The sequence below is a fragment of the Burkholderia anthinoferrum genome, assembly GCF_002925705.1.
Lineage (GTDB): Bacteria > Pseudomonadota > Gammaproteobacteria > Burkholderiales > Burkholderiaceae > Burkholderia > Burkholderia semiarida.
In genome coordinates, this window is sequence record NZ_LFZP01000045.1 from 121,368 (window position 1) to 143,621 (window position 22,254).

27 protein-coding genes and 1 tRNA gene are annotated in these 22,254 nt (G+C 65.5%); 1 reads left to right on the plus strand and 27 read right to left on the minus strand.

Annotated features, from left to right (window positions below; genetic code table 11):
- Positions 1-375 precede the first annotated feature (375 nt).
- From C5F75_RS17045 to C5F75_RS17085, 8 genes are all read right to left on the minus strand, one after another.
- Positions 376-1,593, minus strand: a complete 1,218-nt coding sequence (locus C5F75_RS17045; protein WP_104012473.1) for a tyrosine-type recombinase/integrase — start codon at positions 1,591-1,593, stop codon at positions 376-378.
- Between the two features lie 174 nt (positions 1,594-1,767).
- Positions 1,768-1,843, minus strand: a tRNA-Thr gene (locus tag C5F75_RS17055).
- Between the two features lie 18 nt (positions 1,844-1,861).
- Positions 1,862-2,383, minus strand: coding sequence for a ClpXP protease specificity-enhancing factor (locus C5F75_RS17060; protein ID WP_059640166.1), 522 nt, complete (start codon positions 2,381-2,383; stop codon positions 1,862-1,864).
- A gap of 70 nt (positions 2,384-2,453) precedes the next feature.
- The gene (locus tag C5F75_RS17065; RefSeq protein ID WP_006400565.1) at positions 2,454-3,065 is read right to left on the minus strand and encodes a glutathione S-transferase N-terminal domain-containing protein; all 612 of its coding nucleotides are present in this window, start codon (positions 3,063-3,065) and stop codon (positions 2,454-2,456) included.
- Positions 3,066-3,159: 94 nt separating this feature from the next.
- A complete protein-coding gene (locus C5F75_RS17070; RefSeq protein ID WP_060009428.1) occupies positions 3,160-3,918 on the minus strand; it encodes a cytochrome c1 in 759 nt (252 codons plus the stop codon).
- Positions 3,919-3,939: 21 nt separating this feature from the next.
- A complete protein-coding gene (locus C5F75_RS17075; RefSeq protein ID WP_059577232.1) occupies positions 3,940-5,322 on the minus strand; it encodes a cytochrome b in 1,383 nt (460 codons plus the stop codon).
- Positions 5,322-5,942 (minus strand): ubiquinol-cytochrome c reductase iron-sulfur subunit, encoded by a 621-nt coding sequence (gene petA / locus C5F75_RS17080; protein WP_006491868.1) that lies wholly within the window; start codon positions 5,940-5,942, stop codon positions 5,322-5,324. Before petA ends, C5F75_RS17075 begins: the two co-directional genes overlap by 1 nt.
- Before the next feature lie 218 nt (positions 5,943-6,160).
- Positions 6,161-6,907 (minus strand): Nif3-like dinuclear metal center hexameric protein, encoded by a 747-nt coding sequence (locus tag C5F75_RS17085; protein ID WP_104012474.1) that lies wholly within the window; start codon positions 6,905-6,907, stop codon positions 6,161-6,163.
- Positions 6,908-6,928: 21 nt separating this feature from the next.
- Between C5F75_RS17085 and C5F75_RS17090 the strand changes: the two genes are divergently transcribed.
- Complete coding sequence (locus C5F75_RS17090; RefSeq protein WP_059577237.1) at positions 6,929-8,134, plus strand: S1C family serine protease; 1,206 nt, start codon at positions 6,929-6,931, stop codon at positions 8,132-8,134.
- 194 nt (positions 8,135-8,328) lie between these two features.
- On the opposite strand, the gene tatC is transcribed toward C5F75_RS17090, so the two are convergent.
- From tatC to C5F75_RS17185, 19 genes are all read right to left on the minus strand, one after another.
- Positions 8,329-9,117 (minus strand): twin-arginine translocase subunit TatC, encoded by a 789-nt coding sequence (gene tatC / locus C5F75_RS17095; RefSeq protein WP_059577240.1) that lies wholly within the window; start codon positions 9,115-9,117, stop codon positions 8,329-8,331.
- Positions 9,118-9,158: 41 nt separating this feature from the next.
- Positions 9,159-9,698, minus strand: a complete 540-nt coding sequence (gene tatB / locus C5F75_RS17100) for a Sec-independent protein translocase protein TatB (RefSeq protein WP_059577243.1) — start codon at positions 9,696-9,698, stop codon at positions 9,159-9,161.
- A 26-nt stretch (positions 9,699-9,724) separates the two neighbouring features.
- Entirely contained in the window at positions 9,725-9,955 is a 231-nt protein-coding gene (tatA, locus tag C5F75_RS17105) for a Sec-independent protein translocase subunit TatA (RefSeq protein WP_006477115.1), read from the minus strand.
- Between the two features lie 94 nt (positions 9,956-10,049).
- Positions 10,050-10,415: a histidine triad nucleotide-binding protein gene (locus C5F75_RS17110; protein WP_027783360.1), complete on the minus strand. Its 366-nt coding sequence runs from the start codon at positions 10,413-10,415 to the stop codon at positions 10,050-10,052.
- A 31-nt stretch (positions 10,416-10,446) separates the two neighbouring features.
- Positions 10,447-10,839 carry a DUF4870 family protein gene (locus tag C5F75_RS17115; protein WP_059236499.1) on the minus strand — a complete coding sequence of 131 codons (393 nt, stop codon included), beginning with the start codon at positions 10,837-10,839 and terminating at the stop codon, positions 10,447-10,449.
- A 70-nt stretch (positions 10,840-10,909) separates the two neighbouring features.
- On the minus strand, positions 10,910-11,275 hold the full coding sequence (locus C5F75_RS17120) for a phosphoribosyl-ATP diphosphatase (RefSeq protein WP_027783358.1): 366 nt from the start codon (positions 11,273-11,275) through the stop codon (positions 10,910-10,912).
- On the minus strand, positions 11,272-11,688 hold the full coding sequence (hisI, locus tag C5F75_RS17125) for a phosphoribosyl-AMP cyclohydrolase (RefSeq protein ID WP_059577245.1): 417 nt from the start codon (positions 11,686-11,688) through the stop codon (positions 11,272-11,274). Before hisI ends, C5F75_RS17120 begins: the two co-directional genes overlap by 4 nt.
- The gene (hisF, locus tag C5F75_RS17130) at positions 11,688-12,461 is read right to left on the minus strand and encodes an imidazole glycerol phosphate synthase subunit HisF (RefSeq protein WP_039366643.1); all 774 of its coding nucleotides are present in this window, start codon (positions 12,459-12,461) and stop codon (positions 11,688-11,690) included. The genes hisI and hisF overlap by 1 nt, the downstream gene beginning before the upstream one ends.
- A gap of 105 nt (positions 12,462-12,566) precedes the next feature.
- Positions 12,567-13,322, minus strand: coding sequence for a 1-(5-phosphoribosyl)-5-[(5-phosphoribosylamino)methylideneamino]imidazole-4-carboxamide isomerase (gene hisA / locus C5F75_RS17135; protein ID WP_059577248.1), 756 nt, complete (start codon positions 13,320-13,322; stop codon positions 12,567-12,569).
- A gap of 164 nt (positions 13,323-13,486) precedes the next feature.
- Positions 13,487-14,128 carry an imidazole glycerol phosphate synthase subunit HisH gene (gene hisH, locus C5F75_RS17140; protein WP_059577249.1) on the minus strand — a complete coding sequence of 214 codons (642 nt, stop codon included), beginning with the start codon at positions 14,126-14,128 and terminating at the stop codon, positions 13,487-13,489.
- Positions 14,125-14,745, minus strand: a complete 621-nt coding sequence (locus C5F75_RS17145) for a MarC family protein (protein ID WP_060315496.1) — start codon at positions 14,743-14,745, stop codon at positions 14,125-14,127. The genes hisH and C5F75_RS17145 overlap by 4 nt, the downstream gene beginning before the upstream one ends.
- Before the next feature lie 61 nt (positions 14,746-14,806).
- The gene (gene hisB / locus C5F75_RS17150; RefSeq protein ID WP_006477126.1) at positions 14,807-15,394 is read right to left on the minus strand and encodes an imidazoleglycerol-phosphate dehydratase HisB; all 588 of its coding nucleotides are present in this window, start codon (positions 15,392-15,394) and stop codon (positions 14,807-14,809) included.
- Positions 15,395-15,459: 65 nt separating this feature from the next.
- A complete protein-coding gene (gene hisC / locus C5F75_RS17155) occupies positions 15,460-16,533 on the minus strand; it encodes a histidinol-phosphate transaminase (protein ID WP_059577259.1) in 1,074 nt (357 codons plus the stop codon).
- 141 nt (positions 16,534-16,674) lie between these two features.
- A complete protein-coding gene (gene hisD, locus C5F75_RS17160; protein WP_104012475.1) occupies positions 16,675-17,991 on the minus strand; it encodes a histidinol dehydrogenase in 1,317 nt (438 codons plus the stop codon).
- A gap of 24 nt (positions 17,992-18,015) precedes the next feature.
- Positions 18,016-18,669 carry an ATP phosphoribosyltransferase gene (hisG, locus tag C5F75_RS17165; RefSeq protein ID WP_034209773.1) on the minus strand — a complete coding sequence of 218 codons (654 nt, stop codon included), beginning with the start codon at positions 18,667-18,669 and terminating at the stop codon, positions 18,016-18,018.
- Complete coding sequence (gene murA, locus C5F75_RS17170; RefSeq protein WP_059640178.1) at positions 18,666-20,015, minus strand: UDP-N-acetylglucosamine 1-carboxyvinyltransferase; 1,350 nt, start codon at positions 20,013-20,015, stop codon at positions 18,666-18,668. The genes hisG and murA overlap by 4 nt, the downstream gene beginning before the upstream one ends.
- Positions 20,016-20,029: 14 nt before the next feature.
- Positions 20,030-20,269: a BolA family protein gene (locus C5F75_RS17175; RefSeq protein ID WP_006477131.1), complete on the minus strand. Its 240-nt coding sequence runs from the start codon at positions 20,267-20,269 to the stop codon at positions 20,030-20,032.
- Between the two features lie 56 nt (positions 20,270-20,325).
- The gene (locus C5F75_RS17180; protein ID WP_226094291.1) at positions 20,326-21,147 is read right to left on the minus strand and encodes an ABC transporter permease; all 822 of its coding nucleotides are present in this window, start codon (positions 21,145-21,147) and stop codon (positions 20,326-20,328) included.
- A complete protein-coding gene (locus C5F75_RS17185) occupies positions 21,144-22,070 on the minus strand; it encodes an ABC transporter ATP-binding protein (RefSeq protein WP_011694114.1) in 927 nt (308 codons plus the stop codon). Before C5F75_RS17185 ends, C5F75_RS17180 begins: the two co-directional genes overlap by 4 nt.
- Between the last annotated feature and the right edge of the window lie 184 nt (positions 22,071-22,254).

Consider the following 22,254-nt stretch of genomic DNA (forward strand, 5'->3'; position numbering starts at 1 on the left):
TTATCTCCAAATCTCCAACTCGTTTTGCACTGAGCGGACGGGCATTGACCGACTGCATCAACCTTGAAGCCAAGCCGGGCGCGGCTCTCAGGGATTCCAAGGGCATTGACGACGTGTTTTCGAGGGGGGTGTTCGCGATGCGCCCCGATCGAGCATTGTTGCGCCGGCCGCAAGTGTCGGGGTGGCCGGAATGCGGGGGACCCTGCGTCTAGGCCAAAGACGCGGGGGCTCACACCCGCGTGTTTTTCCTACTTCCGGCGCGCCTAAGGGGGGTCATATTCATACCGAGATGCATGGAGCCGGCAGAGCGATGCCAACTCTGAAAAATCGGTGGGAGGTGCGCGGCAAGGGGGTCATACGCGTGGTGGCACGGGTCTATCTTGCAGCCGCGATCGGGATGATCTTCGCCCCACCCTGTTTGTCGAGATAGTCCGCCCACCACTGCATCATGCGATGGCGCTCGGACAGATACTCGGCGTGGTTGTATGCCGCCCGCACACCGTCCTGCTCGGAGTGCGCGAGCTGACGCTCGATCCAGTCGGAATTGAAGCCCTTCTCGTTCAAGATCGTTGAGGCAAGACCACGGAACCCGTGCCCGGTCATGCGACTGCGATAGCCCATCCGATATAGCGCGTACAGGATCGTGTTCTCGCTCATCTGCTGCAACGGTCTGCGGCTGTTCGGGAACAGCCAGCGACGATGGCCCGTCAGCGCGCGCAGCTCGGAAAGCAGCGCGATCGTCTGCTCGGCGAGCGGCACGATATGCACGCGGCGCATCTTCATCTTCTCGGCCGGAATGCGCCACTCTCGGCGCTCCAAGTCGATCTCCGTCCACTCGGCCTGCCGCAGCTCGATGGTGCGAACGAACGTCAATGCCAGGAATCGCAAAGCGAGCCGGGTCTCGGGCTCGCCTTCATAGGAAGCGATCGAGCGAAGCAACTCCGGCAGCTCGCTTTCGCCGACTCGCGCCATATGCTTGACGGGCACCGCCTTCAATGCGCCTCGCAGGTCCGGCGACGGATCTCGCTCGGCACGGCTCGTTGCAACGGCATAGCGAAAGACTTGGCCGCATGTCTGCAACGTCTTGCGCGCCGTCTCGAACGCCTCTCGTCCTTCGATTCGTCGAATGACCGCGAGCAAATCCGGGGCGCCGATCGAAGAAATCGGGCGCTGGCCGATCAGGGGAAACACCTCGCGATCGAGCTGCTTCTTGACTCGGTTCGCGTGCGAAGCGCTCCATGTCGCTTGCTGCGCCTCGTACCACTCCAGCGCGACGGCCTCGAAGGTGTTCTGTGCGGCAATGGCGCGCGTCTGCTTCTCGACGTCACGCTCGAACGCAGGGTTCTTCCCTTCCGCTAACAGCCGCTTCGCTTCGTCACGCCTCAACCGAGCATCAGCGAGCGACGTCGAGGGATAGTCGCCGAACGTCAGCAGGTTTTCTTTGCCATTGAACCGGTATTTGAGCCGCCATTTCTTCGAACCACTGGAGCGCAGATCGAGATACAGGCCGCCGCCGTCGAAGAGTTTGTTTCCCCCGGCCTCATCGAATCTAGCGTTGCGGCACTTGGCGTCGGTAAGAGGTTTGGTTTTCATTGTTCGTCGGGGGTACGGCATACCCCCAAATCCCGGAAGTCATACCCCGAATCTTACCCCCAAATTTTGGGGATGCCCCGGCCCCTCACGGGACGTCCTGAAACAAAAAACCCGCGTCAGCGCTAGGCTGGACGCGGGTTTTGGGACTTCCGGGTACTACTTGAAACTAGTGTTTGGTGCCGGCTGCAGGACTCGAACCCGCCACCTGATGATTACAAATCAACTGCTCTACCAGATGAGCTAAGCCGGCGTAGCGCGAGATTCTACCTCATTTCACGATCTTGAGGCGAGGTCTGCTCCCGCCTTTCGAGCCGTCGCCGTCGGTTTTCGGCGGTTCGTCGGCGCCTTCGGACGGTTCCTCGTTCGCGCCGCTGTCGGCGACGGGCGCCAACGGCGATACGGACTCGTCACGCGGCGCATCATCGGCCGACGCGGCGTCATCGTCGAACGCGCCCGAATCCTCGCCTTCGCCCGCGACCGCATCGACCTGGAACGCCATGCCCTGCCCGTTCTCGCGCGCATAGATCGCGAGCACGTTGGCCACCGGAATCTCGATCTTGTGCGCCTTCCCGGAGAACCGGGCCGTGAACTCGATCCACTCGTTGCCCATCTGCAACTGGCTCGTCGCCTCGAAGCTGATGTTGAGCACGATCTCGCCGTCACGCACGAACTGACGCGGCACGCGCGTCGAGTTGTCGACCCTCACCGCGATATGCGGCGTGTAACCGTTATCGGTGCACCACTCGTACAACGCGCGCAGCAGATACGGCTTCGTTGAAATCTCTTGCATCACAATCCTCGAACCCGGAGCGGGCGCGCGGCACGCCGCGCCACCGCTCCGTCATGCCTTCATTGCAACATTAGCGACGCATGACCTTTTCGGACGGCGTCAGTGCTTCGATGTAGGCCGGACGGCTGAAGATCCGTTCGGCATACTTCATCAGCGGCGCGGCGTTCTTCGACAGCTCGATGCCGTAGTGATCCAGGCGCCACAGCAGCGGCGCGATCGCGACGTCGAGCATCGAGAACTCTTCGCCGAGCATGTACTTGTTCTTCACGAAGATCGGCGCGAGCTGCGTCAGGCGATCGCGGATCGCGAGGCGTGCCTTCTCGTGGTTCTTCTCCGCCGCCTTGCCCTTCTCGTTCTCGAGCGTGCTGACGTGGACGAACAGTTCCTTCTCGAAGTTGAGCAGGAACAGACGCGCGCGGGCGCGCTGCACCGGGTCGGCCGGCATCAGTTGCGGATGCGGGAAGCGCTCGTCGATGTACTCGTTGATGATGTTCGATTCGTACAGGATCAGGTCGCGCTCGACGAGGATCGGCACCTGACCGTACGGGTTCATCACCGAAATGTCTTCCGGCTTGTTGAACAGGTCGACGTCGCGGATTTCGAAGTCCATGCCCTTCTCGAACAGCACCAGCCGGCAACGCTGGGAGAACGGGCAAGTTGTGCCGGAATACAGAACCATCATATTTGCGTTTCCTCAAAAAAGCCGAGGGCCGGCACGCGGCGCAACCCCTTTCACGGGTTCCGCCTTGCGCCGGCCCCACGCCGGTCAGGCGTGTTTACTTGATATCTTTCCAGTACGCGGCATTCAGCCGCCAGGCCAGGAAAGTCAGGACACCGAGAAAGATCAGCACCCACACGCCAAGGCGCTTGCGGGTCTGCTGGGCCGGCTCGGACATCCATGTCATATAGGCCACCAGGTCGGCCACCGCAGCGTCATAGTCAGGCGACGAAAGCGTGCCCGGCGTGACCTGCTGGAAGCCGACGAGCACGTGGGCCTTCTCGCCCGTCTCCTCGTCCGTCTTGTCTTCGAATTTGGCTACGCGCTGCCCCTGCAACTGCCACAACACATGGGGCATGCCAACGTTCTCGAACACCGCGTTGTTCCAGCCGGTCGGCCGCGTATCGTCGCGGTAGAAACTGCGCAGATACGTGTACAGCCAGTCGCGGCCGCGTGCACGCTCCTCGACCGACAGGTCGGGCGGCGTGGTGCCGAGCCAGTTCTTCGCGTCGTCGGGCCGCATCGCGACGGACATCGTGTTCCCGACCTTGTCGGTCGTGAACAGGAGATTCTTTTCGATCTCCTTCTGGGATATGCCCAGATCCGTCAGACGGTTGTAGCGCATCAGGTTCGCGCTGTGGCAGTTCAGGCAATAGTTTACAAACAATTGCGCGCCGTGCTGAAGCGAAACGAGATTTTCCGTGTTATCGGGCGCCCGGTCGAGCGGAAAATTACCCTCCGCCCGCACGGCCGGCGCCGCCAGCAGCGCACACGCGGTCGCCCCGATCAGCGCGAGTGTCGAAAGCAGTTTCTTCATGTCGTTCTCTCCTCGCTCACGTTAATGGGGCTTGAAGCGCACCCGTTCCGGCGGCTGCTTGAACGTGCCAAGCGGCGTCCAGACGGGCATGCCGAGGAAGAACGCGAAATAGATCAACGCACAGGCCTGCGCGATTAGCGTCGCCGCCGGCGATGGCGGCCGCGTGCCGAGGAACGCGAGGGTCAGGAACGCCGCGACGAAGATCCCGAGGAACACCTTGTGGAACAGCGGCCGGTAGCGGATCGACTTCACCGGGCTGCGGTCGAGCCACGGCAGGAAGAACAGCGTGATCACCGCCGCGCCCATCACGACGACGCCCCAGAACTTCGACTCCGTCAGGTACATGAACACGACGATCGCGGCGGCCAGCACCGGCAGCCCGATCTTCCACTTGCCGCGCGCGCGGATCAGCGCGAGCACGCCGAGCAGCGCGATCACGATCATCAGCACGATCTTGAACGGGTCGGTGGTCGCGCGCAGCATCGCGTAGAACGCGGTGAAGTACCAGACCGGCGCGATCTCCGGCGGTGTCTGCAGCGGGTTCGCCGGGACGAAGTTGTTCGCCTCGAGGAAGTAGCCGCCCATCTCCGGCGAGAAGAACACGATCAGCGCGAACACCATCAGGAACACGCACACGCCGAGGAAATCGTGCACCGAGTAGTACGGGTGGAACGGGATGCCGTCGAGCGGGATGCCGTTCTCGTCCTTCTTCGCCTTGATCTCGATGCCGTCCGGGTTGTTCGACCCGACTTCGTGCAGCGCCACGAGGTGCGCGATCACGAGGCCGACCAGCACGAGCGGAATCGCGATCACGTGGAATGCGAAGAAGCGGTTCAGCGTGACGTCGGACACGACGTAGTCGCCGCGAATCCACAGCGACAGGTCCGGGCCGACGAACGGAATCGCCGAGAACAGGTTCACGATCACCTGCGCGCCCCAGAACGACATCTGGCCCCACGGCAGCAGGTAGCCGAAGAATGCCTCGGCCATCAGGCACAGGAAGATCGCGCAGCCGAAGATCCAGACGAGCTCGCGCGGCTTGCGGTAGGAGCCGTACAGCAGCCCGCGGAACATGTGCAGGTACACGACCACGAAGAACATCGATGCACCGGTGGAGTGCATGTAGCGGATCAGCCAGCCCCACGGCACCTCGCGCATGATGTACTCGACCGACGCGAACGCGAGCATCGAGTCGGGCTTGTAGTTCATCGTCAGGAAGATGCCGGTGACGATCTGGTTGACGAGCACCAGCAGCGCGAGGGAGCCGAAGAAGTACCAGAAGTTGAAGTTCTTCGGCGCGTAGTACTCGGATACGTGCTTCTTCCAGGTGGACGTGAACGGGAAGCGCTGGTCGATCCAGCCGGTGAAACCTGTCGTGGAGACTTCGTTGTTGTCGGCGGCCATCACGCTTCTCCTTTCTCGTCCTTGCCGATCACGAGGGTCGTCGCCGACGTGAACATGTAGGGCGGGATGTCGAGATTCTGAGGCGCCGGCTTGTTCTTGAACACGCGGCCGGCGAGGTCGTAGGTCGAACCATGGCACGGGCACAGGAAACCGCCCGGCCAGTCGTCCGGCAGGTTCGGCTGCGGACCCGGCGTGAAGCGTTGGCTAGGCGTGCAGCCGAGGTGCGTACACACGGCCATCACGACGAGAATGTTCTTGCGATCGGCCCGCGACCGATATTCGTTCGCGCAATACGCGGGCAACGGCATCGAATACGGGGATTTCGTGGCCGGATCGGCCACTTCCTTGTCGGCCTTGACGACGTCGGCCAGCATCGAATCGGTGCGATTCAGGATCCAGACGGGTTTGCCGCGCCACGGCACGGTGACCATTTCGCCGGGCTTCAGGCCGCTGATGTCGACCTCGACCGGCGCACCGGCCGCTTTTGCTTTCGCGGACGGCGCAAGCGACGCCGCGAAAGGTATGACGGTGGCGACGCCTCCTACGCCACCTGCTACGGATGTCGCAATCAGCCAGGTACGGCGGCCGCTGTCGACGCGTTTCTCTTCCTTGTCTCGCATCACACGCCCCACTTCTGAGTTGGATTTTCCGTCACGACTTTCCATTCCGCCGCTAGTTTGCTCGAATGGAGTCGTCATTTACAAGGCCCGGAGATGAAAATCCCTTCGAAGTGTTTGATAGTTAAGGGTTATCCCCCACTATCGGAGCAATTAAATCATTTCGCTTTTAAGCGAATGCTACATTGCGAAATTTCGATGCACCGCCGCAAATCCGGCGCTCAGACCGGATTATGAATATCGATAAAAAGGTGTTCGAGATCGAATTCCTCGGACAAGTGGCGCCCCAGCGCCTGGATTCCGTAGCGTTCGGTCGCATGGTGCCCCGCCGCAACGAACGCGACACCGCTTTCCGCCGCCGCGTGCGTGGTCGACTCGGATACCTCGCCGGTCAGGAACACGTCCGCCCCGGCGTCGATCGCCGCATCGAAATAGCTCTGCGCGGCGCCCGTGCACCACGCGATGCGGCGCACCTGCGTGTCCGGATCGCCGAGCACGAGCGGCGTGCGGCCGAGCGTGTGCTCGACCTTCGCGACGAAGTGCTCGAGCGTGACGGGCATCGGCAGCGTCGCCATCCAGCCGAGATCGCCTTCGCCGAAACGCTGCTCGCCGATCAGCCCGAGCTTCTCGCCGAGCTGCGCGTTGTTGCCGAATTCGGGGTGCGCGTCGAGCGGCAGGTGAAACGCGAACAGGTTCAGGTCGTTCGCGAGCAGCAGTTTCAGGCGCTGATACTTGCGGCCGGTGATCTGCGGCGCCTCGTTGCGCCAGAAATAGCCGTGATGGACGAGCACGGCATCCGCGCCCCATTCGAGCGCGGCTTCGAGGAGCGCGACCGACGCCGTCACGCCGGTGGCGATCTTCTCGATCTTGCGGCGCCCCTCGACCTGCAGGCCGTTCGGGCAATAGTCCTTGAAGCGCGCGGTTTCAAGGGTATTGTTCAAGTACAATTCGAGTTCGATCCGATCCATATAAACCTCTAATCCATTCAGATGCTTAGACGCTTCTGGCTGTTCTTCGCGCAGGCGGTGACCGTACTGCTCGCGCTGATGTTCATCGTCGTGACGCTCAAGCCGCAATGGCTGCAACGGCAAGGACAGCTCGGCAAGCAGCTCGCCACGCCGATCGTCGCGCTGCGCGAAGTCGCGCCGGGCATCGGCGGCGCACCGGCAACCACGTCGTATGCCGAAGCCGCGCAGAAGGCGATGCCGGCCGTCGTCAACGTGTTCTCCAGCAAGGACGGCTCGCTGCCGCCCGACCCGCGCGCGAAGGATCCGCTGTTCCGTTACTTCTTCGGCGACCGCAACGCCCGCAAGCAGCAGGACGAGCCGGCCGCCAACCTCGGCTCGGGCGTCATCGTGAGCCCTGAAGGTTACATTCTAACGAACCAGCACGTCGTGGACGGCGCCGACCAGATCGAAGTCGCGCTCGCCGACGGCCGCACGGCCACCGCGAAGGTGATCGGCAGCGATCCCGAAACCGACCTCGCGGTGCTGAAGATCAACATGACGAACCTGCCGACGATCACGCTCGGGCGCTCCGACCAGTCGCGCGTCGGCGACGTCGTGCTCGCGATCGGCAACCCGTTCGGGGTCGGCCAGACGGTCACGATGGGCATCATCAGCGCGCTCGGCCGCAACCACCTCGGCATCAACACGTTCGAGAACTTCATCCAGACCGACGCGCCGATCAACCCCGGCAACTCCGGCGGCGCGCTGGTCGACGTGAACGGCAACCTGCTCGGCATCAACACGGCGATCTACTCGCGCTCCGGCGGCTCGCTCGGCATCGGTTTCGCGATTCCGGTCTCGACCGCGCGCACGGTGCTCGAAAGCATCATCACCACGGGCTCGGTCACGCGCGGCTGGATCGGCGTCGAGCCGCAGGACGTCACGCCGGAAATCGCCGAGTCGTTCGGGCTCCAGCAGAAATCGGGCGCGATCGTCGCGGGCGTGCTGCAGGGCGGCCCGGCCGACAAGGCCGGCATCCGGCCGGGCGACATCCTGGTGAGCGTCAACGGCGAGGACATCACCGACACGACGAAGCTGCTGAACGTCGTCGCGCAGATCAAGCCGGGCACGCCCACCAAGGTGCACGTCGTGCGCAAGGGCAAGCAGTTCGACGTGAACGTCGTGATCGGCAAGCGCCCGCCACCGCCGAAACAGGCACTCGACGAGCAGGACAGCGACAGCGAATGACGGTCGGCGGGCGGCACGCCGCCTGCCGGTCAGACGCGATGCGGAATTGAAAAAGGGCAGCCGGCCGGCTGCCCTTTTACCTTGCTTCAAACGATGCCTGGTGCCGGGAAGATGGCTATGCCACGCACCGGCCGGCGGCCAACCGCGGTACCGGGCCCACGCCGACCTGGCCGCAGCGCCACGCGGCGGCGCGGTCAACTCGCGGCTTCGCCGTTGCCTGCCTCGCCCTCTTCCACCGGCTTCTTCGGTACGAAGAACCGCGCGGCCAGCAGCCCGATCTCGAACAGCACGATCAGCGGCAGCGCGAGCATCAGTTGCGAGAACACGTCCGGCGGCGTGACGACCGCCGCGACCACGAATGCGCCGACGATCACGTACGGCCGCATCTCCTTCAGCTTCTTCAGGGACAGCACGCCCATGCGGACGAGCAGCACGACGACGATCGGCACCTCGAACGTGACCCCGAACGCGATGAACATCCCCAGCACGAAGCTCAGGTAGTTGTCGATGTCGGTCGTCATCTCGGCCCCGAGCGGCGCGTTGTAGTGCGCCATCACCCGGAAGATCGTCGGAAACACGAGGAAGTACGCGAACGCCATCCCGCACAGGAACAGGAAGTAGCTGCTGCCGACGAGCGGCGCGACGAGCTTCTTCTCGTGCTGGTACAGCCCCGGCGCGACGAACGCCCAGATCTGGTACAGCACGATCGGCAGCGCGATCACGAGCGCGACGAGCATCGTGACCTTCATCGGCACGAAGAACGAGCCGGTGACGTCGGTGACGATCATCTTGCCGTCTTTCGGCAGGTTGTCCATCAGCGGCCGCGCGAGCAGCTTGAAGATGTCCGGCGCCCAGTAGACGAGCCCGACGAACACGACGATCACGGCCAGCCCCGCGCGAATGATGCGATCGCGAAGCTCGACGAGATGGGAAATGAAGGTTTCTTCCGGGGCGTCGCCCGGGTTCTGCTGGGGGTCGCTCACACCGGCCCTCGGTAGGATTGACAAGCGAGCATGCGCTCGACTCAGAAGAAGCGCGTCGGCCGGCGCAGGCTGGCCGGCTGGTGGCGCGCGACACGCGCGGCGCCCGACTGCACGTGCGTGCGGCGGGTGGTCGCGCGCTTGTACCAGACAGGTGTCGCCGCCTGCTTGATGCGCCAGTTGCGACGCTTCGGCGCAAGCGCGGTCGAACTGCCTCGCCACGACGGCGCCGCGGGCGTGTCGGAACCCGCGGAACCGACGGAACCGGCGTCGCCGGACGCCCCGTCAAGACCGCCGACCGCGGAATGCCACGTGTCGTTCAGTTCCTTCTCGTGCTCGCGCAGGTTGTCGTGAATCGTCGTCTCGACATTGCGCGCGGCCGATTCGAAATCGGTCTTCATCGTCCGCAGCGCGTCGAGTTCGATTTCGCGCGAGACCTCGGCCTTCACGTCGTTGATGTACCGCTGCGCGCGGCCGAACAGCGCGCCTGCCGTACGCGCGACGCGCGGCAGGCGCTCGGGGCCGAGCACCACGAGCGCGACGACGCCGATCAGCGCCATCTTCGAAAGACCGAGATCCAGCATCGAGAATGCCTGTCAGCGTGCCGGCGTTACGCCTTGTTCGAATCGGAACGCGTCGTTTCCTTCGCGTTGACGTCGACCGCGCCCGAACGCGGCAGCTGCTGCGCATCCGCCGGCGTTTCGCCTTCCTTCATGCCGTCCTTGAAACCCTTGACGGCGCTGCCGAGGTCGTTGCCGATGTTGCGCAGCTTCTTCGTCCCGAAAACCAGCGCGACGATCAGCAGCACGATCAGCCAGTGCCAAATGCTCAATCCACCCATGATGAAACCTCTCCTCAACCACGCCGCCATGCGGCGCAAATCGCCGGCGACGCGCCGGCTTCGACTATCGGATGCGGGGAAACGCCCCGCGTCGTCAACCCATTCGCTGCCACGGGCGCGGGCCGGCCAGGATATGCGCGTGCAGGTGGTAGACCTCCTGCCCGCCGCCCGGGCCCGTGTTGATCACCGTGCGAAAACCCGTTTCGCCGCCCGTATACGCGACGCCGAGCTGGTCGGCCAGACGCGCGACGAGCAGCATCAGCCGGCCGAGCATCGGCGCATCGGCCTCACCTGCCGCCGACAGCGTCGGCAGGTGCCGGCGCGGAATCACGAGCACGTGCGTGTCGGCCGCCGGGCGGATGTCGCGGAACGCGACGAATTCGTCGTCCTCGTGCACCTTCGTGCTCGGGATCTCGCCTGCCGCGATCTTGCAGAACAGGCAATTCGGATCGTGACTCATGTTGCTCCTGCAAACGCCCGCCCGCGGCCGGTCAGAACCACGCCTGCGGATCGAGCGTCTTGTTGTCGTTCAGGTACAGCCAACCCTTGATGATACGGTACAGCGTCCAGATCCATGTGACAAACATCACCGCGAATCCGATCACCACGAAGGCCAGCGCGAACCCGATCACGTACGCGATCAGCGCGCGCCAGAACGTGCGGATCTGCCACTCGAAGTGATCGGCGTACGGCGTACCGGCCACATCGCCGCGCTTCACGTAGTTGATGATGATCGCAATGATGCCCGTCACGCCGCCCGTCAGCCAGTGAAATGCATAGAGGCCGTAGAGCACGTGCGTGAGCGTGCGCAGCCCGTTCAGGCGTTCGGCATCCGCTGCGCCCGGCACCGCCGGCGTCGGAAACTGGTTCGACGTATCGTTCATGATGCTACCCCCGTTGGATGACAATTCTTACAGCTTACCGCACTGTTGCCACCGCGGCGGGGCCTGCCCGTCACCCGCCGTTTTCCTCGCGCTCGCGACGCTTGCGCAGCGCTTTTTCCTCGATGCCCGACAAGCCTTCGCGGCGCTCGAGTTCGGCGATCACGTCGGCCGGGCTCAGGTCGAAATGCGACAGCATCACGAGGCAGTGGAACCACAGGTCGGCCACCTCGCCGACGAGCGCGCCCGGCGCGCCGCCCTGGCGCACGTCCTTCGCGGCGAGCACGACTTCCGTCGCCTCTTCGCCGATTTTCTTCAGCACCGCGTCGTCGCCCTTGTGGAACAGGCGCGACACGTACGATTGATCGGGATCGCCGCCCTTGCGGCTATCGATCACGGCCGCGAGGCGCAGCAGCGTGTCTTCGGTCGATTGCGTCATTTGTAGATGTGTTCGGGGTCTTTCAGCACCGGCTCGACCGCGACCCAGTCGCCGCTGTCCACCGTACCTTCGAATTTCTGGAAGAAGCACGAATGCCGGCCGGTGTGGCACGCGATGCCCGACACCTGCTCGACCTTCAGCAGCACGACGTCCTCGTCGCAGTCGAGCCGCACCTCGTGCACGTGCTGCACGTGGCCCGACTCCTCGCCCTTGAACCACAGGCGCTTGCGCGAACGCGAATAGTAGACCGCGCGCCGGGTCTCGACCGTCTTCGCGAGCGCCTCGCGGTTCATCCACGCGAACATCAGCACGTCGTTCGTCGACGCTTCCTGCGCGATCACCGGCACGAGGCCGTTGTCGTCCCAGCGGACCTTGTCGAGCCACGCGGGCAGGGATTTCGTTTCGGTATTCATCACAGCCTCACCGGGATGCCCTGATCGGCCATGAAGCGCTTCGCCTCGCCGACCGTGTGCTCGCCGTAGTGGAAGATGCTCGCGGCCAGCACCGCGTCGGCGCGGCCGTCCTTGATGCCGTCCGCGAGATCCTGCAGGCAGCCGACGCCGCCCGATGCGATCACCGGCACCGGCACCGCGTCCGACACGCCGCGCGTGAGCGCGAGGTCGAAGCCCGACTTCGTGCCGTCGCGGTCCATGCTCGTGAGCAGGATCTCGCCCGCGCCGAGCTCGGCCATCTTGCGCGCCCATTCGATCGCGTCGAGGCCCGTGTTCTTGCGGCCGCCGTGCGTGAACACTTCCCAGCGCGGCGTCTCGCCGTCGGCCGATACGCGCTTCGCGTCGATCGCGACGACGATGCACTGCGAGCCGTACTTGTCGGCCGCGTCGCGCACGAGCTGCGGATTCGCGACCGCCGACGAGTTCATGCTGACCTTGTCCGCGCCCGCGTTCAGCAGGCGCCGCACGTCCTCGACGGCGCGCACGCCGCCGCCGACGGTCAGCGGAATGAATACCTGCGACGCGACGGCTTCGATGATCGGCAGGATCAGGTCGCGCTGGTCGGAGGTCGCGGTGATGTCGAGGAAGGTGAGTTCGTCGGCACCCTGGTCGTCGTAGCGACGGGCGATTTCGACGGGGTCGCCGGCGTCGCGCAGCTCGACGAAGTTGACGCCCTTGACGACACGCCCGGCGGTCACGTCCAGGCAGGGGATGATGCGTTTAGCTAGAGCCATGATGTTGCGCCAAATGCCGCGCTGGGACGGCCGGTTACGGAAGCCTCGCGCGAGGCTTCCGGCGGGGCTGCCCGCGGGCAGCCCCGGCGAACGGGACGACCGCGGTTACGCGTTGTCGAGTTCGCCGTTCAGTTCGTCCGCGCGCTTTTGCGCGGCCGCGAAATCGAGATCGCCGGAGTAGATCGCCCGGCCGCAGATCACGCCTTCGACGCCGTGCTCTTCCACTTCGCACAGGCTCTCGATGTCCGTGAGGTTCGACAGGCCGCCGCTCGCGATCACCGGGATGCCGACCGCCTGCGCGAGCTTCACGGTCGCGTCGATGTTGATGCCCTGCAGCATCCCGTCGCGGCCGATGTCCGTGTAGACGATCGATTCGACGCCGTAGTCCTCGAACTTCTTCGCGAGATCGATCACCTCGTGGCCCGTCAGCTTGCTCCAGCCGTCGGTCGCGACCTTGCCGTCCTTCGCGTCCAGCCCGACGATGATGTTGCCGGAGAACGCGGTGCACGCGTCCTGCAGGAAGCCCGGATTCTTCACGGCCGCGGTGCCGATGATCACGTAGGACAGGCCGGCGTCGAGATACTTCTCGATCGTCTCGAGGCTGCGGATGCCGCCGCCGAGCTGTACGGGGATTTCGTCGCCGACTTCGTCGAGGATCGCTTCGATCGCGTCGAGATTCTTCGGCTTGCCGGCGAATGCGCCGTTCAGGTCGACGAGATGGAGCCGCCGTGCGCCGAGGTCGACCCACTTGCGGGCCATCGCCGCCGGGTCCTCGGAGAAAATCGTGGCCTGGTCCATATCGCCCTGTTTCAGGCGCACACACTGACCGTCTTTGAGATCGATGGCCGGAATCAGCAACATAGCAATCGGGTGTCGTCGTGGAAAATGAAAAGAATCCGGCGCGTACCGGCCAAACCGGTGCCGCGCCGTCTCGCTAGTTTAGTACAACTCTTTCGGCGCTTAAGCGAGCGTGCCACGTGCGACAGGCCGTTCGGCCAGGTCGACTGTGGCTCGCGCACCACGTTTTACGGTTTCCAGTGCACGAAGTTGCGATACAGACGCAACCCGACCTCCGCGCTTTTCTCCGGGTGAAATTGGGTCGCGAAGAGGTTGTCCCGCGCGACCGCGGACGTAAACGGCGCGCCGTAAGCCGTTTCGCCTACCGTGTGCGCCGGGTTGTCCGGCGTCACGTAGTAGCTGTGCACGAAGTAGAAATACGCGTCGTCGGGCACGCCGTCCCACAGCGGGTGCGGCTGCGCCTGGCGCACGCGGTTCCAGCCCATCTGCGGCACCTTGAAGCGCGAGCCGTCGTCCTGCAGCCGGCCGTCCAGCTCGAAACGCACGACCTTGCCGGGCAACAGGCCCAGGCCCTTCGTGTCGCCTTCCGCGCTCCAGTCGAACAGCATCTGCTCGCCGACGCACACGCCGAGCAGCGGCTTCGTGCGCGATGCATCGATCACCGCTTCCTGCAGTCCCGATTCGCCGAGGCAACGCATGCAGTCGGGCATCGCGCCCTGGCCGGGCAGCACGACGCGGTCGGCCGCGCGAATCGCGGCCGGCGTGTCGACGATCGCCACGTCGGCGGCCGGTTCGGCCTTCTTGAGCGCCTGCGCGACCGAGCGCAGGTTGCCCATCCCATAATCCACAATCGCAATCGAAGTTTTCATCTCAGTGCAGGCAGTAGCGCCCTCAGTCCATCGACGATGAATTCCACCGCCAGCGCCGACAGCATCAGACCCATCAGCCGCGTGGCGATGTTGATGCCGGTGCGGCCGATCCAGGTCGCGATCGGCTCGGCGAGCCGCATCGCGACGAAACACAGAACAGCCAGGACCGCGCCGATCGCGACCAGCCCGGCCCGCTCATACCAGTGATGCGCGTTCGCCGCGTAGATGATCACCGTGCTGATCGAGCCGGGGCCCGTGAGCAGCGGAATCGCCAGCGGCACGACCGCGATGTTGTCCTTCAGCTCGGCTTCGTGGCGCTCCTCCGGCGTGGATCGCGTGTTGCCGATCTGCGCGTTCAGCATGTTGATCGCCATCAGCAGCATGATGATCCCGCCGCCCACCTCGAGCGACCCGACCGAAATGCCGAAGAAGTTGATGATCTGCTGCCCGAGCAGCGCGGTCACCGTCATCACGCAGAACACCGACACCGATGCGATCCGGATCGTGCGCCGCCGCTCGCCGTCCGTCTGCTGCGCCGTCAGGCTCAGGAAGAACGGCACCGCGCCGACCGGATTGATCAGCGCGAGCAGCGAGATGAACGATTTGAGCAGATCCATCGCAAGCCGGCGCGCCGCGCCGAAGCCGTGAGGTTGTCTTTGGCGTCGTCCGTCCGGAGGTTCAGAGGCTGCCTTTGGTCGACGGAATCTGCCCCGCCGCGCGCTCGTCGAGCTCCACCGCCGCGCGCAGCGCACGGCCGAAGGCCTTGAACACCGTCTCGAGCTGATGATGCGCGTTGATCCCGCGCAGGTTGTCGATGTGCAGCGTGACGCCCGCGTGGTTCACGAACCCGCGGAAGAATTCGATCGACAGGTCGACGTCGAACGTGCCGATCCGCGCGCGCGTGAACGGCACGTGGAATTCGAGGCCCGGCCGGCCGGAGAAGTCGATCACGACGCGCGACAGCGCCTCGTCGAGCGGCACGTACGAGTGGCCGTAGCGGCGGATGCCCTTGCGGTCGCCGATCGCCTTCGCGACGGCCTGACCGAGCGTGATGCCGACATCCTCGACCGTGTGGTGATCGTCAATATGCGTGTCGCCGTGCGCTTCGACCTCGAGATCGACCAGACCGTGTCGCGCGATCTGGTCGAGCATATGGTCGAGAAACGGCACACCGGTGGCCAGCTTCTGCTGGCCGGTGCCGTCGAGATCGAGCTTCACACGGATCTGCGTTTCGCTGGTATTGCGAACGACTTCCGCCACACGCATGGCAATTCCTTGATTGAGTCTGATGTAAATGGGGATTGATCGTCGCGCGCCGCCGCGCCCTGGGCTCAACCGGGCAGCGCGAGTTTCAAGGCGGCCAGGAGGCGAGCGTTTTCGTCGGGAGAACCGACGGTCAGCCGCACGCATTCGGCCAGTAACGGATGCATTTTACTCACGTTTTTGACCAGCACCCGCTCGGTGAGCAGCGCATCGAACACGGCAGCCGCGTCCGGCACGCGCACCAGCAGGAAATTGCCGGCACTCGGGAACACCGTCGCGCCCGGCAGCGCGGCCACCGCCTGCGCGAGGCGCGCGCGTTCCGCGCGCAATTCGGCCGCCTGCGCGTCGAGCACGTCGAGGTGGTCGAGCAGGAAATCGGCGGTCGCCTGGGTCAGCACGTTGATGTTGTACGGCGGTCGCACCTTGTCGAATTCGTTCAGCCACGCGGGCGAGCCGACGAGATAGCCGAGGCGGATGCCCGCGAGGCCGAGCTTCGACACCGTGCGCATCACGACGACGTTGTCGAACTCGGCGGCGCGCGGCAGCCACGAGCGCTCGGCGAACGGCTGGTACGCCTCGTCGATCACGATCAGGCTGTGCCGCGCGGCCGCGACGATCCGTTCGACGTCGGCATCGTCGTACAGGGTGCCGGTCGGGTTGTTCGGATACGCGAGATAGACGATCGCAGGCCGGTGCTCGGCGATCGCCGCGAGCAGCGCGTCGGCGTCGAGCGTCAGGTCGGCCTTCAGCGGCACGCCGACGAATTCGAGTTGCGCGAACTTCGCCGACAGTTCGTACATCACGAAGCCCGGCACCGGTGCGAGCACCTTCGCGCCCGGCTTCGCGCACGCGACCGAGATCATGCTGATGATTTCGTCGGAGCCGTTGCCGAGCAGCACGTCGCAGCCGGCCGGCACGCCCATCGCATGGCGCAGCTTGTCGAGCAGCGCGGCCGGGCGCGGCGCCGGATAGCGGTTCAGCGCGACCTGCGCGAGCCGCTCGCCGAGCGCCGCGGCGAGCGGTTCGGGCAGCGGATACGGGTTCTCCATCGCGTCGAGCTTCACGAACCCGCTCGCGTCCGGCACCGGATAGCTGGTCATCGCGAGCACGTCGCGGCGGATGATGTCTTGTGGCGTCGTCATGGTTTCAAGCCGGCGTGCATCGCGCCGGCGTCAAATGGTCGGCAAGGCGGCGGCTGCCGCCCTGCACTGGTCCCCTGCCCCGATCCGGGGGCGGCCGGCGCGGCGCATCGGCGCCTGCCCGGCCCCGCGCACCCTGCGCGCTCAGCCCTTCATCCGGAACTCGGCGCTCCTCGCGTGCGCCTGCAGCCCTTCGCCGTACGCGAGCTCGGACGCGATCTCGCCGAGCGTCTGCGCGCCTTCCGCGCTGACCTCGATCAGGCTCGAGCGCTTGATGAAGTCGTACACGCCGAGCGGCGACGAGAAGCGCGCGGTGCGCGACGTCGGCAGCACGTGGTTCGGGCCCGCGCAGTAGTCGCCGAGGCTCTCGCTCGTGTAGCGGCCGAGGAAGATCGCGCCCGCGTGGCGGATCTGCTGGCCCCATTGCTGCGGCTCCAGCGCCGAGATTTCGAGGTGTTCCGGCGCGATGTCGTTCGCGATCCGGCACGCCTCGGCCATGTCGCGCACCTTGATCAGCGCGCCGCGGCCTTCGAGCGACGCACGGATCACGTCCTGGCGCGGCATGGTCGGCAGCAGCTCGTCGATCGCCTTCTCGACGCGCTCGAGGAACGCGCCGTCGGGGCACAGCAGGATCGATTGCGCGAGTTCGTCGTGCTCGGCCTGCGAGAACAGGTCCATCGCGACCCAGTTCGGATCGGTCGTCCCGTCGCACAGCACGAGGATTTCCGACGGCCCGGCGATCATGTCGATGCCGACCGTGCCGAACACGCGGCGCTTCGCCGACGCGACGTACGCGTTGCCGGGGCCGCAGATCTTGTCGACGGTCGGCACCGTCTGCGTGCCGTACGCGAGCGCGCCGACCGCCTGCGCGCCGCCGATCGTGAACACGCGATCGACGCCGCCGAGCAGCGCCGCGGCCAGCACGAGGTCGTTCTTCACGCCGTCCGGCGTCGGCACGACCATCACGATTTCGCCGACGCCGGCGACGCGCGCCGGAATCGCGTTCATCAGCACCGACGACGGATACGCGGCCTTGCCGCCCGGCACGTACAGGCCGACGCGGTCGAGCGGCGTGACTTTCTGGCCGAGCACCGTGCCGTCGCTTTCCGTGTACTGCCAGCTATGCGTGCCGCACTCGATCTTCTGCTTCTCGTGGTACGCGCGCACGCGGGCGGCGGCGGCTTCCAGCGCCGCGCGCGCCTTCGGCGCGAGGCCGTCGAGCGCCGTCTGCAGCGCGTCCTGCGGCAGTTCGAGCGCGCCGACGCTCGTCGCGCTCAGCCGGTCGAAGCGGTTCGTGTACTCGAGCACCGCGGCGTCGCCGCGCGACTTCACGTCGGCGAGGATCTTCGCGACCGATTGCTCGATCGCTTCGTCTTCGCTCGCCTCGAACGCGAGCACGGCGCGCAGCGCGGCGCCGAAGCCTTCGTTCGTCGAATCGAGCTTGCGGATGGTGATGGACATGGGAGTTCCGTTACGGTGATGCGCTCAACCGCCATTCTGCGACGCGCGTTCGAACGCGTCGAGGATCGGCTTGAGCGCCGCGCGCTTCAACTTCAGCGCGGCCTGGTTCACGACGAGGCGCGACGAGATCGCCATGATCTCCTCGACCTCGACCAGATTGTTCGCCTTCAGCGTGCCGCCCGAGCTGACGAGGTCGACAATCGCGTCGGCCAGGCCGACCAGCGGCGCGAGCTCCATCGAGCCGTACAGCTTGATCAGGTCGACGTGCACGCCCTTCGCGGCAAAGTGTTCGCGCGCCGTTTCGACGTATTTGGTCGCGACCCGCAGGCGCGCGCCCTGGCGCACCGCGTTCGCGTAGTCGAAGCCGGCCGGCACGGCCACCGACATCCGGCAGCGCGCAATGTTCAGATCGATCGGCTGGTACAGGCCCGAGCCGCCGTGCTCGACCAGCACGTCCTTGCCGGCCACGCCGAAATCGGCCGCGCCGTATTCCACGTAGGTCGGCACGTCGCTCGCGCGGACGATGATCACGCGCAGGTTCGGATCGGTCGTCGGCAGGATCAGCTTGCGCGACGTTTCCGGATCCTCGGCCACCTGCACGCCGGCGGCGGCCAGCAGCGGCAGGGTTTCCTCGAAAATCCGGCCCTTCGACAGGGCGAGGGTCAGCGGCGCGCTCATGCTTGGCTCCCGGAAAGGCGGCGCACGTTCGCGCCGACGGCGGTCAGTTTGGCTTCCATGCGGTCGTAGCCGCGGTCCAGGTGATAGATGCGGTCGACGAGCGTTTCGCCGTCGGCGCGCAGCCCGGCGATCACGAGGCTCGCCGATGCACGCAGGTCGGTCGCCATCACGTTCGCGCCCGACAGCTTGTCGACGCCCGTCACGAGCGCCGTGTTGCCGTCGATCGTGATGTTCGCGCCGAGCCGGTTCAGCTCCTGCACGTGCATGAAGCGGTTCTCGAAAATGGTTTCGACGACCTGCGCGGTGCCCGTCGCGACCGTATTGAGGGCCATGAACTGCGCCTGCATGTCGGTCGGGAACGCCGGGTATTCCGACGTGCGGATCGTCACCGCCTGCGGGCGGCGGTCCATCTTCACGCGCAGCCAGCTGTCGCCTTCCTCGATCGACACGCCGGCTTCGCGCAGCTTGTCGATCACCGCGTCGAGGATGTGCGGGCGCACGCCCGTCAGCATCACGTCGCCGCCGGCGGCCGCGACCGCGCACAGGAACGTGCCGGCCTCGATACGGTCGGGGATCACCGCATGGCGCGCGCCGTGCAGCCGCTCGACGCCCTGGATCACGAGGCGGTCGGTGCCGATGCCGTCGATTTTCGCGCCCATCGCGACCAGCAAGTGTGCGAGATCGCTCACTTCCGGCTCGCGCGCGGCGTTTTCGATCACCGTCTCGCCGTCGGCGAGCGTCGCGGCCATCAGCAGGTTTTCCGTCCCCGTCACCGTGATCATGTCGGTCACGATGCGCGCGCCCTTCAGGCGCTTCGCGCGCGCTTCGATGAAGCCGTGCTCGATGCTGATTTCCGCGCCCATCGCCTGCAGGCCCTTGATGTGCTGGTCGACCGGCCGCGCGCCGATCGCGCAGCCGCCCGGCAGCGACACCTTCGCCTCGCCGAAGCGCGCGAGCAGCGGCCCGAGCACGAGGATCGACGCGCGCATCGTCTTCACGAGCTCGTACGGCGCGACGAGGTTGTCGACGCGCGACGCGTCGAGCTGCACGCGGCAGCCGTCGGTCTCGCTCTTCACGCCCATCTGGTTCAGCACCTTCAGCGTCGTGCGCACGTCCTTCAGGTTCGGCACGTTGTCGAGCTCGACCGGCTCGGCGCTGAGCAGCCCCGCGCACAGGATCGGCAGCGCGGCGTTCTTCGCGCCCGACACGACGATCTCGCCGGACAGGCGGTTGCCGCCTTCGATCGCGAGTTTGTCCATCCCCTGTCCCTGCGATTCCCCGTTGGCGGCCGGGTGTGCCGTGGCGACGCTCTGGACGGCGTCGCGCTCGTTGACGGTGACTTGCACTCAGTGATTTCCGTTTATGCGTTCTGCCATTCGGCGGGCGTCAGCGTCTTCATGCTGAGCGCGTGAATTTCCTGCTTCATGCGATCGCCGAGCGCCGCATAGACGAGCTGGTGCCGCTGGATCGGCCGCTTGCCTTCGAAGGCCGCCGACACGATCGTCGCGAAGAAATGCTGGCCGTCGCCTTCGACTTCCAGATGCGTGCAGGCGAGACCGCCGGCGATGTATTGCTTGACCTGTTCGGGAGTCGGCAACATGGTGTAAGGCTCCTGTCGGCGCGCGCCGCCCGTGGGGCGGCCGCGGCCTGTCGATATCAATGACGCAGTTTGTAGCCGGTCGCGAGCAGCCGCATCGCGATCAGCGCGAGCAGCACGAAGAAACCGGTGACGATCGCGAGGCTCGCGAACGGGTTGATGTCGGACGCGCCGAAGAACCCGAAACGGAAGCCGTCGATCATGTAGAAAAACGGGTTGAGACGCGACACCTCGCGCCACACGGGCGGCAGCGAATGCGTCGAATAGAACACGCCGGACAGGAACGTCAGCGGCATGATCAGGAAGTTCTGGAACGCGGCGAGCTGGTCGAACTTCTCGGCCCAGATCCCGGCGATCAGGCCGAGCGTGCCGAGGATCGCCGAGCCGAGCAGCGCGAATGCCATGATGAACAGCGGCGCCGCGAAGTGCATCGGGATAAACCAGATCGTCACGACGAACACGCCGGTGCCGACCGCGAGCCCGCGCACGACGGACGCGAGCACGTAGGCGCCGAAGATGTCGCGGTACGACAGCGGCGGCAGCAGCATGAACACGAGGTTGCCGGTGATCTTCGACTGGATCAGCGACGACGAGCTGTTCGCGAACGCGTTCTGCAGCACGCTCATCATCACGAGGCCCGGCACGAGAAAGCTCACGTACTCGACGCCCGGATACACCTCGACGCGGCCCGACAGCGCGTGGCCGAAGATCGTCAGGTACAGCAACGCCGTGACGATCGGCGCGAGCACCGTCTGGAACGACACCTTCCAGAAACGCAGCAGTTCCTTGTAGAACAGCGTCCGAAACCCGCTTCCCGGCACGCGCCGGGCCGCCCCTTCGAGCGGCAGCGAACGCAGTTCGCGTGGGGAGTGTTGATTCATGCCAGACCCTCGATCACCTCGGCCCCGTTCATCACCTGGACGAACACATCCTCGAGGTCGGCCTTGCGGACCTCGATCTCGTCGAACGTGCAGCCGGCCGCGCGGCATTGCGCGAGGATACGCTCGACCTCGTCGTAGCTCGCGAGGCGCAGCAGGTGCTCGCCCGGCGCGCGCGCGGCCGGATCGGTCTCCAGCCCGCGCAGCTCGGCCGGCAGCGCGCCCGTCGCGAGCCGCAGGTACAGCTGCAGCCCCGCGAAGCGGCGCAGCAGCGCGTCGGTGCGGTCGAGCGCGACGACTTCGCCCCGGCGCAGCATCGCGATACGGTCGCACAGCGACTCGGCTTCCTCGAGGTAATGGGTGGTCAGCACGATCGTGTGACCCTCGCGGTTCAGGCGCGAGATGAATTTCCACAGCGTCTGGCGCAATTCGACGTCGACGCCGGCGGTCGGCTCGTCGAGCACGATCACGGGCGGCCGGTGCACGAGCGCCTGCGCGACGAGCACGCGGCGCTTCATCCCGCCCGACAGCGCACGCATGTTCGCGTCGGCTTTCTCGGTCAGATCGAGATTGGCCATCACTTCGTCGATCCAGTCGTCGTTGCGGCGCAGCCCGAAATAGCCGGACTGGATCCGCAGCGTCTCGCGGACGGTGAAGAACGGGTCGAAAACGAGTTCCTGCGGAACGACGCCGAGGGCGCGGCGCGCGTTGCGGAAGTCCTGGACGACGTCGTGACCGCGCACCGAGATACTGCCTTCGTCGGCCCGGGCGAGCCCGGCGAGGATACTGATGAGCGTGGTCTTGCCTGCGCCGTTGGGGCCGAGCAGACCGAAAAACTCGCCTTCCTCGACCGACAGGCTGACGCCCTTGAGCGCCTGAAGCGACTTGTAGCGCTTCTTGACGTGACGGATTTCTATGGCTGACATGACTGTGCGCGACGCAACGGCCGCGACGCCTATTCTGTGCTTGCTGCGAAAGAAAATGGGGGCCGGACGCCGATTGGCTGCCCCGCAAAACGCTTGATTATAGGGCAAACCGGCTGGGGGAGCCGGCGCCGACGGCGCGCGGCCTGAAGCGTGCGCGCGCCGGCTGGCGCGGCAGGCTTCGGTC

Coding starts and splice junctions, on each gene's coding strand:
- C5F75_RS17045 (WP_104012473.1), bottom strand. CDS start 1,593: ATGAAAACCAAACCTCTTACCGACGCCAAGTGCCGCAACGCTAGATTC.
- C5F75_RS17060 (WP_059640166.1), bottom strand. CDS start 2,383: ATGCAAGAGATTTCAACGAAGCCGTATCTGCTGCGCGCGTTGTACGAG.
- C5F75_RS17065 (WP_006400565.1), bottom strand. CDS start 3,065: ATGATGGTTCTGTATTCCGGCACAACTTGCCCGTTCTCCCAGCGTTGC.
- C5F75_RS17070 (WP_060009428.1), bottom strand. CDS start 3,918: ATGAAGAAACTGCTTTCGACACTCGCGCTGATCGGGGCGACCGCGTGT.
- C5F75_RS17075 (WP_059577232.1), bottom strand. CDS start 5,322: ATGGCCGCCGACAACAACGAAGTCTCCACGACAGGTTTCACCGGCTGG.
- petA (WP_006491868.1), bottom strand. CDS start 5,942: ATGCGAGACAAGGAAGAGAAACGCGTCGACAGCGGCCGCCGTACCTGG.
- C5F75_RS17085 (WP_104012474.1), bottom strand. CDS start 6,907: ATGGATCGGATCGAACTCGAATTGTACTTGAACAATACCCTTGAAACC.
- C5F75_RS17090 (WP_059577237.1), top strand. CDS start 6,929: ATGCTTAGACGCTTCTGGCTGTTCTTCGCGCAGGCGGTGACCGTACTG.
- tatB (WP_059577243.1), bottom strand. CDS start 9,698: ATGCTGGATCTCGGTCTTTCGAAGATGGCGCTGATCGGCGTCGTCGCG.
- tatA (WP_006477115.1), bottom strand. CDS start 9,955: ATGGGTGGATTGAGCATTTGGCACTGGCTGATCGTGCTGCTGATCGTC.
- C5F75_RS17110 (WP_027783360.1), bottom strand. CDS start 10,415: ATGAGTCACGATCCGAATTGCCTGTTCTGCAAGATCGCGGCAGGCGAG.
- C5F75_RS17115 (WP_059236499.1), bottom strand. CDS start 10,839: ATGAACGATACGTCGAACCAGTTTCCGACGCCGGCGGTGCCGGGCGCA.
- C5F75_RS17120 (WP_027783358.1), bottom strand. CDS start 11,275: ATGACGCAATCGACCGAAGACACGCTGCTGCGCCTCGCGGCCGTGATC.
- hisI (WP_059577245.1), bottom strand. CDS start 11,688: ATGAATACCGAAACGAAATCCCTGCCCGCGTGGCTCGACAAGGTCCGC.
- hisF (WP_039366643.1), bottom strand. CDS start 12,461: ATGGCTCTAGCTAAACGCATCATCCCCTGCCTGGACGTGACCGCCGGG.
- hisA (WP_059577248.1), bottom strand. CDS start 13,322: ATGTTGCTGATTCCGGCCATCGATCTCAAAGACGGTCAGTGTGTGCGC.
- hisH (WP_059577249.1), bottom strand. CDS start 14,128: ATGAAAACTTCGATTGCGATTGTGGATTATGGGATGGGCAACCTGCGC.
- C5F75_RS17145 (WP_060315496.1), bottom strand. CDS start 14,745: ATGGATCTGCTCAAATCGTTCATCTCGCTGCTCGCGCTGATCAATCCG.
- hisB (WP_006477126.1), bottom strand. CDS start 15,394: ATGCGTGTGGCGGAAGTCGTTCGCAATACCAGCGAAACGCAGATCCGT.
- hisC (WP_059577259.1), bottom strand. CDS start 16,533: ATGACGACGCCACAAGACATCATCCGCCGCGACGTGCTCGCGATGACC.
- hisD (WP_104012475.1), bottom strand. CDS start 17,991: ATGTCCATCACCATCCGCAAGCTCGATTCGACGAACGAAGGCTTCGGC.
- hisG (WP_034209773.1), bottom strand. CDS start 18,669: ATGAGCGCGCCGCTGACCCTCGCCCTGTCGAAGGGCCGGATTTTCGAG.
- C5F75_RS17175 (WP_006477131.1), bottom strand. CDS start 20,269: ATGTTGCCGACTCCCGAACAGGTCAAGCAATACATCGCCGGCGGTCTC.
- C5F75_RS17180 (WP_226094291.1), bottom strand. CDS start 21,147: ATGAATCAACACTCCCCACGCGAACTGCGTTCGCTGCCGCTCGAAGGG.
- C5F75_RS17185 (WP_011694114.1), bottom strand. CDS start 22,070: ATGTCAGCCATAGAAATCCGTCACGTCAAGAAGCGCTACAAGTCGCTT.